General features: G+C 65.2%; 8 protein-coding genes. 4 read left to right on the top strand and 4 right to left on the bottom strand.

The window, feature by feature from the left end; translation table 11 throughout:
- Positions 1 to 87: 87 nt before the first annotated feature.
- Positions 88 to 1647 carry a glucoamylase family protein gene (locus LH475_RS13050; RefSeq protein WP_297414489.1) on the bottom strand — a complete coding sequence of 520 codons (1560 nt, stop codon included), beginning with the start codon at positions 1645 to 1647 and terminating at the stop codon, positions 88 to 90.
- 159 nt (positions 1648 to 1806) lie between these two features.
- The gene (locus tag LH475_RS13045) at positions 1807 to 2913 is read right to left on the bottom strand and encodes a LacI family DNA-binding transcriptional regulator (protein ID WP_297414487.1); all 1107 of its coding nucleotides are present in this window, start codon (positions 2911 to 2913) and stop codon (positions 1807 to 1809) included.
- A 129-nt stretch (positions 2914 to 3042) separates the two neighbouring features.
- On the opposite strand from LH475_RS13045, the gene LH475_RS13040 reads away from it, so the two are divergent.
- From LH475_RS13040 to LH475_RS13025, 4 genes are all read left to right on the top strand, one after another.
- Positions 3043 to 3636, top strand: coding sequence for a hypothetical protein (locus LH475_RS13040; protein WP_297414485.1), 594 nt, complete (start codon positions 3043 to 3045; stop codon positions 3634 to 3636).
- Positions 3637 to 3735: 99 nt separating this feature from the next.
- Positions 3736 to 4737 (top strand): BTAD domain-containing putative transcriptional regulator, encoded by a 1002-nt coding sequence (locus tag LH475_RS13035; RefSeq protein ID WP_196842895.1) that lies wholly within the window; start codon positions 3736 to 3738, stop codon positions 4735 to 4737.
- A 176-nt stretch (positions 4738 to 4913) separates the two neighbouring features.
- Complete coding sequence (locus LH475_RS13030) at positions 4914 to 5630, top strand: response regulator transcription factor (protein WP_196842896.1); 717 nt, start codon at positions 4914 to 4916, stop codon at positions 5628 to 5630.
- Positions 5631 to 5700: 70 nt separating this feature from the next.
- Positions 5701 to 6978: a histidine kinase gene (locus LH475_RS13025; RefSeq protein WP_196842897.1), complete on the top strand. Its 1278-nt coding sequence runs from the start codon at positions 5701 to 5703 to the stop codon at positions 6976 to 6978.
- Here the strand turns inward: LH475_RS13025 and LH475_RS13020 are convergent.
- Together LH475_RS13020 and LH475_RS13015 are read right to left on the bottom strand one after the other, a co-directional pair.
- Positions 6935 to 7879, bottom strand: coding sequence for a hypothetical protein (locus LH475_RS13020; protein WP_297414482.1), 945 nt, complete (start codon positions 7877 to 7879; stop codon positions 6935 to 6937). The genes LH475_RS13025 and LH475_RS13020 overlap by 44 nt on opposite strands.
- Before the next feature lie 8 nt (positions 7880 to 7887).
- A partial coding sequence (locus tag LH475_RS13015) for a multicopper oxidase domain-containing protein (RefSeq protein WP_297414480.1) occupies positions 7888 to 9451 on the bottom strand: 1564 nt, incomplete at its 5' end.

Here is a 9451-nt window from a genome sequence, read left to right as displayed (position 1 = left end):
TTTATTACCCCCCCGCGCCGCCCCCCCCCCCCCCCCCCGGGGCGGCCCCGGCCCCGGCCCGCAACCGACACAATGGCAAGAGCGCTCCTACCCCAGGCTCGATCCGAAGATCTGCGCGGCCACGAGCGGCCGCACTGCGGTTTCGAACTGCGGGTCGACGAAGTAATCCTTGAGGCGGTCCTTCAGCAGGTTGTTGGCGATCGCCGCCATGATCATCGACTGGTCGAGTGACAGGTAGCGGTCGGCCACGGTGCCGCTCTGGGTCGCGATGGCGTCGTAGAATCCGCCGGGACCATACGAATTGAAGTCCGACTTCAGGTTCGCGAGGTTCGTCAGCACCGCCTTCTTGTCATAGGCGAGGGCGAGGAACGAAGCGTGCGGGGTGACCACGCCGTCACCGTAGACCGGTGTCGGGTTGGTTGCCTCGCGGCATCCGTCGTAGCCGGCATCAACGTTGGTGCGCTCCCTGTCGGAGGCGTAGCCGTCGGTCGACATACCGATGCCCTCGACGCCGTATTCGGCGTACTCACCGAACGGGTCACTCGCCGGGGAGAAGCCCCAGTATCCGTACTGGGCTTCGTCGAGGCCGTGTTCGACCTGCGCGCGCACGGAGGCGGGATGGTTCACGCCCCAGGACCGCGGCCCCCATTGCGCTTCGGGCACGAGCAGGTCGGGCATGAGCGCCTCGAACATGCTGCCGCCCCAGGCCGGAACGAGCGACATTTCGCGGTACTGATAGACACCCTCGTAGACCGGCACGCCGAGGTATTCGCGGGTGACGCCGGTGGGCTTCTGTTCCTGCCAGGCGTAGTCGCAGCCCTGGTCGGGCATCGTGCGCAGGGTGCCGTAGTAGGCCTCCGGCGGAATCTCGCCCTTGCTGATGCCGAGGTAGGTCGCGATCCGCGCCTCACTCACCGTCGTGTCGTAGTGGTGGCAGGTGTAGTACACGTTGGGTCCGTCGTTGCCGTAATTACCGGGAACGTTGCAGCCGGGCGGTGGCACCACCCAGAATCCGCCGCGGTTCAAACCGACTCCGGGCCGGGCGTCGAGGTTGTGGAAGAAGCCGAAGTCCATGCTGTCGTACAGGGCGTTTGCCGAGTGGGCGAGCCGGGGTTCGGCCTCGGCCACGATGCGAAAAGCCGCGGCGAGCCATCCGTTGTCAACCGTGCTGAGAAACGGGTCGACCGGGTCGGCGCTGCCCGGCCAGGTGGTGAGTTTGTGCCCGTCGAGCGGCGAGTACCAGTTGTAGTACATGCCGCTCGGCTCGTGCCGCTCGATCGTCGAGAGGGTTTTCAGGGTGGTCTTCATACGCTGGTAGGCGTCGTCGTTGCTGATGATCCCCAGGTCACGAGCCGAAACCGTCGACCAGAGATAGCCGCCGATATTGGTGGGGCTGGTGTTTTCGCTCGCCACCGTGAGATCGCCGGAAAGCTTGTCGGCGGGCAGGCCGGTCTTCCTGTCGGTCAGTGCCGCGAGGGACTTCCAGGTGTCGGCGGCGTAACCCCGCAGTACCTTGTCGTCGCCTGTCGGGCCGCCATTGCCGCCGGGGGCCGCGATCGCGTTCGGCGCAGCGAGCAGCGTGCCCGTCACAACCGCGCCCGTCATCAGCGCGGCCGCGAGCGCCAGTATCTTCGAGTTTCGTTTCACAGCAATATCCTTCGTGTCGTCGTTGACCTTCGGTAGCTTCGCCTGGGCGCGGGCAGTGGATACCTCTCCACCGGCCAGCACGCGCCTCGAACCCCCAGTGTAAGCGCATACAGATCAGGAGGCAAGGAATTTATACAGAGGCCAGCCCCCGTCAGACGCTCAGCTCGACGAGCCCGTCGGCCCCTCGGAGCTTTCGCGCAGCAGCACCTTGACCGGCAGCCGCAGTGAGATGGGCGGCTGCTGGGGATCTTCCAGTCGGCTCAGCATCGCCCGCATGGCCGCCCGGCCGAGATCGACCATGGGCTGGCGCACGGTGGTCAGGCGCGGCGACGCGGTGCGGCCCGCCTCGATGCCGTCGAATCCGGTCACGATGACATCATTCGGCACGCCGACGCCGTGGGCGCGCAGCACATCGAGCGCGCCGAGTGCCATCTGGTCGTTCGCGCAGACCAGCGCCCGCGGCAGCATGCCGGTGTCGAGAAGCTCCGTCGTCACCTCGCGCCCGCGCTGGCGGGCGAATCCTCCGCGCAAGACAGGGCTCACGTCGGGGTCCAGCCCGCGGGCCTCGAGCGCCTGCCGAAACCCGTTCAACCGCTCGGCCCCGTCGGGGGAATCCTCCGGGCCAGCCAGGTAGGCAAAATCGGTGACCCCTAACCCGTCGAGCAGGTGCGTCGTCAGGGCGTTCATGCCCGCGGCATTGCTCACGCTGACGTGGTCGTAATCGTCACCGCGGCGCGGACCGGCGATCAGCACGATCGGAATGCGCCGTGACACGTGCTCCAGCACGGAGTCGGGCACGCTCTGCGCCAACACCGCCATGCCGTCGACCCGACCGGCAATGTCATTGACCATATCGACCGGAAACGCCCCGCGGCCAACGCCCACCATGAGCGCGAACCCCTGGCGCCACGCCTCGAGCTCGCTCCCACGCAGCACCTCGTCGAAGTACAGGTTGGGCGGCCGAACGAAGCCCGAGTCGGGCATGTCCCGCACCACTTCGACCAGGCTCGAACCGAGAAACTCGGCGTCTTCGAGCTCTTCCATGGCGTCCAGGCTCGGAAAGTACAGCCCCAGAACGCCGGTACGTCGCGCCGCCAGTCCGCGGGCGTTCGCACTGGGAACGTAGCCGAGCTCCGAGACCGAAGCGAGCACCTTCTCCCGTGTGGATGCGCGTACATCCGCCGGACGACGAAGCACCCGGGAGACGGTCGCGATAGACACCCCGGCGTGGGCCGCCACGTCGTACACGGTCGATGCTTTGGCCACGATGCCCCTCCAGTGATCGCTCGCGCGCTGTGTTCCACATCCTAACCCCCGCACAATCCGGCCCGGGCCCGGAACACCCCACCCCCACACAGCAGGGTTTTCCCATGGTGCCGGCACCAAGATTCCGCCATGACTCCCGCAAATGCACTGCTGCGCTTGGTTCGCCCCGACGACGGCGAGAAACACCCCGAGACCACGAGGCACACGCGGCCACGCCACACACCAACGCTGTTCCGGCGGCGCCGCACGATCGTGATCTCGCTGGCCATTGTCTGGCTCGTGATGGCGGCGTTGGCCTGCGTACTGCTTCTCACCGGCACGAAACCGAGCACTCCGTTCGGTGACACGGCCACCGTTCCGGGCGGTCAGGCCCGCATCAGCGCGGTCATCCCGCTCGAATCCGACGGGTGGGTGCCACCGAGCGCGGCCGACCGTCTCGTCGGCCCCGTACCGCCCGGAGCTCACCGCGTGCGCATCCTGCTCGAGCTCACCGCAGCGGATGCCGCCGGCCTGGCTTTCGACGCCGCCGACTACTCCCTGTCCGGCATCGGATCGAGTGCCATCGCGCTCTGGGTCGACCCGATCCGGCAGAAGGCAGGTACCGGAACATCCATTCTCGCGACCTTGGTCTTCGAGATTCCCAATCAGGCCATCGCCCTGGTTCTCGACGGCCCGGAGGGGGCGCATCTATCACTCGGGACCGGACACCACACCGCGCCCTGACCTGTCCCCGAAATTGGGGGTATTCACCTACTCCATACGCGGCTACCCCGGCCAGCAGCACCCGGGCACCATGGTCGCATGCCAACAGTGGAGGTCATCATGACTACCGGATTCGACACTCGAGAACAGCCCGCCGCGACAGCCATGGCCCATGTAAACGTGCACCTGTTTGGAAAACTGACCGTTCGACGCGGATCGGTCGTACTCCACGCCCACCAACTGGGCGGCCCCAAGCCCCGCCAGATCCTCGAAATCCTGCTCGTACACCTCGGGCTGCCGGTCTCCAAGGATCGCCTGATAGAGATGCTCTGGGGCGCGAGCGCTCCGGTCGAGGCTCTGCCCACTCTCGAAAGCTACGTGAGTGTCTTGCGTCGACACCTGCAGCCCGGCGAGGGAAAGTTCGGCCCGCTCCAAACCACGACCGGCGGCTACGTCCTCGACCGCGACCTGGTCGACGTCGACCTCGATCAATTTGACGTTCTGCTGCAACGAGCCCACAAGACTGTTCCTGGCCTCGCCTACCCCCTGCTGTTGCGCGCCCTCGGCCTCGCCACTGCACCACTGCTCGGCGACGAACTCGTGCCGGCCTGGGCATCGGAAGCCCGCGAACTGCACGCCGCCCGCCTCACCAGCGCCCGCATTCTCGCCTCGGAAACCGCCGCAGCACTGCACCACATCGACGACGCCCTCGAATTCGCGAACCTGGCACTGGCCGACGAGCCACTCAATGAGCGAGCCTGGGCCGCCCTCATCCTCGGGCTGGAAACGAGCGGCCGCCACGCCGAGGGCCTGCAGGCCTACGACCGGTGTCGCCACGCGCTGCAGAGAGAGCTGGGCTGCGCTCCGGGCACGATTCTGCGTTCCGCCCAGCTTCGCCTCTTGCACGCGACGGCCGACGGTGACGGCGATCTGGCCGACGTGCTCTCTGCTCTGCTCGTGTTGCATGACCAACTGCGCGTGTTGCCCGCCAGCGGGCCAACTTTTCGCCCTGCCACCGGGGCGACCACCACTACTCCGCGGCCAGAGCCGGTAGCGGATTCGTTCCGGGAGGCTACCGATGTTGTCACGAAATTTCTGCGACGCGCCGTCGCTCGCGCCTGAGTTGACCGTCCGGCCACCGACCGACCTACCATATGGGGGACAAAAACGAAAGTACTCGACAGAAACTCAGATTGTCCTGATTATGGTCTCGTCGATCGGGATAGTGCAGTACTCCCCCCCCCGTCAGCAGCGAGGCTCAAGAACGGGCAGAGAGGTCGCAGAAAATGAGCGCACAGATGTCCCCCATTGATCCCGGCATGCAGGGGATAACCGCAATCACGTCACTCTCCGGTGCCACCATGGCAGAGCAGATTCGTATTCTCATCGTCGACGACCACACCACCTTTGCCGAATTGCTCACCGGTTCCCTCAATCGCGAGCCCGACCTGTGCGCCATCGGCTCGGCCAACAGCGTGGCCAGCGGCATCGCCGCCTGCCTCGCACTGGTCCCCGACGTCGTCGTGATGGACTACCACCTGCCCGACGGTAGCGGACTCGCAGCCGCCGCCGCGATCCTGGCCCGCGCCCCCAATACCCGCATTGTGATTCTCACCGGCGACCCGGCGTTGGAAGCCCTCGAGCAGGCGGCCGCGATCGGGGTGTGTGCGTTCCTGCCCAAGGACGGCTCCCTCGCGACGGTGCTCGACACTCTCCGACACGCGCGCATCGGCGGGTTCATCGTGCACCCGTCACTCGTGAGCCTGCTGAGCGCTCGACGTCGGCAGCACAGCGAGGAGATCCCGTTTCCCGATCTCACCAAACGTGAGCTCGCTGTGCTCCGACTCATGGGCGAGGGCTCCGACGTGCGAGCCAACGCCAAGGTTCTGGGCATTTCTGAGAACACCTGCCGCGGGTATGTCAAGGCGATCCTGGGCAAGCTGGGGGCGCACTCGCAGCTTGAGGCGGTTGTTATTGCGACCCGACTCGGTCTGGTGCCGGCTCAGCATGTCTAGGCTGTCAGCGGCGCAGTCACCACCCAGTAGCCTCGATCGAACCCGGTCGGCAGAACGCTTCGAGGTGAGAATGGCGGTGGGTCGTTTTCTCGCCATCGGCATCATCGCGATGATCATCGTCGCCGTGCCGGCTGCGATCTGGGTGCGTGAACTGTCCGAGCGCAACGCCATGGACAATGCCATCCAGCACACCCAACGCCTCGCCGCTTACTCCGTGGGGCCACTTCTCACCGACGCGGTCATAGCGGGTGAGGCCGGGTCGACCCGACGGCTGGACGAACGGTTGGCCCCCCGCCTCTCTGACGGATCAATCGTGCGCGTCAAGGTCTGGACTCCCGAGGGCCGCATTGTCTACTCCGACCTCTCCACGTTGATCGGCCAGGTCTTCACCCTTCCGACCTGGACGTCCGAGCTGCTGGCCGGAGGAAAGGGACGGGCCACCCTGGAGCTTCACGACGATCCCGGTGACGAAAGCGAAACCGAGGCTGGCGAGCTGGTCGAGGTGTACGTTCGTGCCACATCGGTGAGCGGTGACCCACTCATCTTCGAGGCCTATTTCAACGACGATGCCGTACGCGAGGAACAGAGCGCCCTTGTTGTCGGCCTCATCCCCGCCTTCCTGCTGTCCCTGGGCGCCTTGCAACTGGCCCAGCTGTTTCCGGCGGTCAAGTTGGCCCGTCGCATCCAGGGCCACCAATCAATGAAGCGCCAACTGCTGCAGCACGCCATCGATGCGTCCGACCTGGAGCGCCAGCGCATCGCCCGCGACCTGCACGACGACGTCATCCAGGATCTCGCTGGGCTCTCGTATGCCCTCGAGGCCGAAGAACGGCACTCCACGCCGGAGAACCGGGCGTTGTTCGCTCAGGCAAAAGAAATCCTGCAGAAGAACGTGCGCACGCTGCGGGCCATGACCACCGAACTGTACCCGCCCGACCTGGCTGAACTCGGCCTCCCCGCTGCTCTCACCCGTCTGACGGCCCCTCTCCTCGAGCACGGCATCGCGGTCAAACTACATATTCCTGCCGACTGTGATCTCGATCGGGAAAGAGCGGCGATGTTCTATCGGGTGGCCAGAGAGGTTCTCGCCAATACCGCGAAGCATGCTCGGGCCGGCGTGTTGGAACTGTCGCTCATGCAGGACCAGGACCGCACCATTTTGCTCATCCATGACAATGGATGCGGCTTCGACATGTCGGCCGATGCACCCGAGAATCACCTTGGTCTGCGCATCATGCGCGACACCATCCAGGTCGCGGGCGGCTCCCTGGAGGTGCGCTCCTGGAGGGGTGGTGGCACCTCGGTCATGGCGACCTTGGATCGGGTTGCACCCGTTCATGCCCGGTAGCCGCCGACCGACGCCGTCGCTGAGGAACGCTGCCCAGCACGATCGCTACGGTCACGCCCAGCAGCACCGTAAGACCGATCCCATAGATGGCCCAGGTTCCTAGCAACGGCGTGGGTATCTCCTCCGCGCGATCTGCTGTGTGTTCCACCATACTTTTCGCGATGACGGCGGGAGCCGGCTCGGGCTCTATGGCCATATCGACCCCGACTCCGGTCAGCGACTCTGGCCAGACGGCAACGTCGACGTGGTCGGTGCCGGCGCCGCGGGCGATCCCGACCCGCACGGATTCGACCAAGTCATCGCTGAGCAGGGGTCCAAGGTAATTCAGCCGGAGGAGTCCCGCGCCCAGGGTGGTGCTGTAGTTGCCGAGGGCGTCAGATACTATGCCCTCTGTCGCGATCGCATCGGCTGCCGCCGCCGGGTCAGCCGCCAGGACCTCGAATCGAAGATCGTGCACGAGCACATCGACCACGAAGAAGGTCGAGTCCCGGCTCGCCGATACTGATGGGAGAGATGCTTCCGGCCCGATCACAGCGCGCGTTTGAGTGGTCGTCGTGCCGTCGGGCAGCAACATCGTCAGCGCGGGCACGGCCTGATCGAGCAGGCCTGCCGGGAGTACGTCGGGGGGGATGTCGGACAACGTGAGGCTGGCATCCGTTGCCCGTCGCTCGAGTTCGGCGCGCAGGGCCGGGAGGTCGACGTTTTGCTCGGCCCGCACCGCGAGCGCCACTCTCCGACGCACCATGAGGCCGTCAAAAGTCACAACGGGCCTGTCGTTGCCAAGGTCGGCGCCGGGCTCAATCGCGACGATCGATTCCGGAGAAGAAGGAGGGGCCGTGACCTCGTTGGTGCAGCCGCTGAGAAGGAAAACGAGCAGCACCGCCGGGGCCAGGCGCTTCACCTGGATCACTATGTTCCCGCCGGGAATCCCGGGCCGTAGATCGGCGGGAAGGACCCCATCGGTGTGTTGTCGACCGCGGGAACGTCGGCGGTGATCGGGTCGTTCACCCGGTAGTCGCCCACGGCGAACTGAATCATCATGTCGTGGTCCTCGTGCACGAGGTTGTGGCAGTGGATCATATAGCGACCGCCAGCCTCCTTCCGGGTATCGAACTGCATCAATACCGTGACGGATTCGCTCTCACCGACATAGAACACGTCCTTGGGACCTTTCTCCCAGGCGAACGGTTTTCCTCCATTGGTATTGCGCCCAATGATCTTGCCGTCAACGAGGTGGATGTGCACCGGGTGGAACCACCCGCCCGAGGCGTTGATGATTGTCCACTGCTCAATGTCGTAGGGTTGCGGATTGGCGAACAGTTTGGTGAAATTCGAATTCTCCACGTCAGCCCAGGTCATTCCGTTGATTCTCCACAGTCCGTTGCCTCGGTCCACCACCAGGCGGCGCTTCACCTTGGCCATCTCGGGCGTGAGACCCATGGTGGCGAGGCCGCCCAGATCGGGATGGGGCGCACCGCCGTCGTCGAGGGTGGTGGGGATGGCCGAGATCGACCCCGCATTCGAGCCGGAATCTGCCACCACCTGAAATTTCATTATCTTGTTGGTGTGGGTGAAGTTCACGTTGTTCTTGTTGCTCAGGTTGCGCAGCTCCACCTCTTGCCCCGGCTGGTATTTGCGGAAGTCAATCAGAATCTCGTAGCGCTCAGCCGTGCTGTGGCGCCACGAACGCACCGCCTGAACGGTGGGCGTCATGCCGCCATCGGTGCCGACGATGTAGATCGGCTCGCCGGTCGAGAGAGTGGGCCGGTAGGAGCGTGAAATAGAGGCGACCAGCACCCGAAAGCGGTAGATGCGGGGCTTGACCTTCATCGTGGGCCACGGCACCCCGTTGACCATGATGATGTCACCCCACAGCCCCTTCTGCTCGTTGTCGTTGTAGCCGAGAGAGCCGTCAACCTTGAACATAGCGTCGGAGATCATGAGCGGCACGTCGAACTCACCCTGGGGCAGCTGAGCTCGTTCGAATGGGTCGTGCAGAGGATAAATGCCCGCCAAGCCCGAGTACACATTCTGCGCGGTTAGATGCATATTGTGGTCGTGGTACCACAGTGTTCGCGCCGCCTGCCAGTTCGGGTACTGATAGTTCTTGACCTTACCAACGGCGGTGAAGTCATTGGCGTACCCGTCGTACTGCGGGAGCGACGCCGAGCCGTGCAGGTGGGTGACGGTGCGAAACGCACTCGAGTGAAGCAGGCCGGAGGCCGGCAGTGCGTTGCGAATGCGCACTTCGCTCCGGGTGCCCCGGTTGAGCCGGATGGTCGGACCGGGGAAGATCCCGTTGTAGCCGGCGACCGTGGTGAGCAGCCCGGGGACGAACGGTGCCTGGCCGAGTTTCTGAGTAAGCGCGTAACGGGCGTAGGGGCGCGACGGGTCGCCATCATCGAAGCCCGTCTGGTACGGCATGAGCTCCGGGGGCCGCCGGAACACGCCGGCGTACGGAACCGGCATGTTC

The organism is Cryobacterium sp. (assembly GCF_026786305.1).
Classification (GTDB): Bacteria; Actinomycetota; Actinomycetes; order Actinomycetales; family Microbacteriaceae; genus Cryobacterium.
The sequence above is the reverse complement of the archived record's forward strand: the minus strand, read 5'-3'. Positions and strand labels throughout refer to the sequence as shown.

Bases quoted from the DNA above. Each gene is read 5' to 3' on its own strand.
- LH475_RS13040 (WP_297414485.1), top strand. From the start codon at position 3,043: ATGACTCCCGCAAATGCACTGCTGCGCTTGGTTCGCCCCGACGACGGC.
- LH475_RS13035 (WP_196842895.1), top strand. From the start codon at position 3,736: ATGACTACCGGATTCGACACTCGAGAACAGCCCGCCGCGACAGCCATG.
- LH475_RS13030 (WP_196842896.1), top strand. From the start codon at position 4,914: ATGTCCCCCATTGATCCCGGCATGCAGGGGATAACCGCAATCACGTCA.
- LH475_RS13025 (WP_196842897.1), top strand. From the start codon at position 5,701: ATGGCGGTGGGTCGTTTTCTCGCCATCGGCATCATCGCGATGATCATC.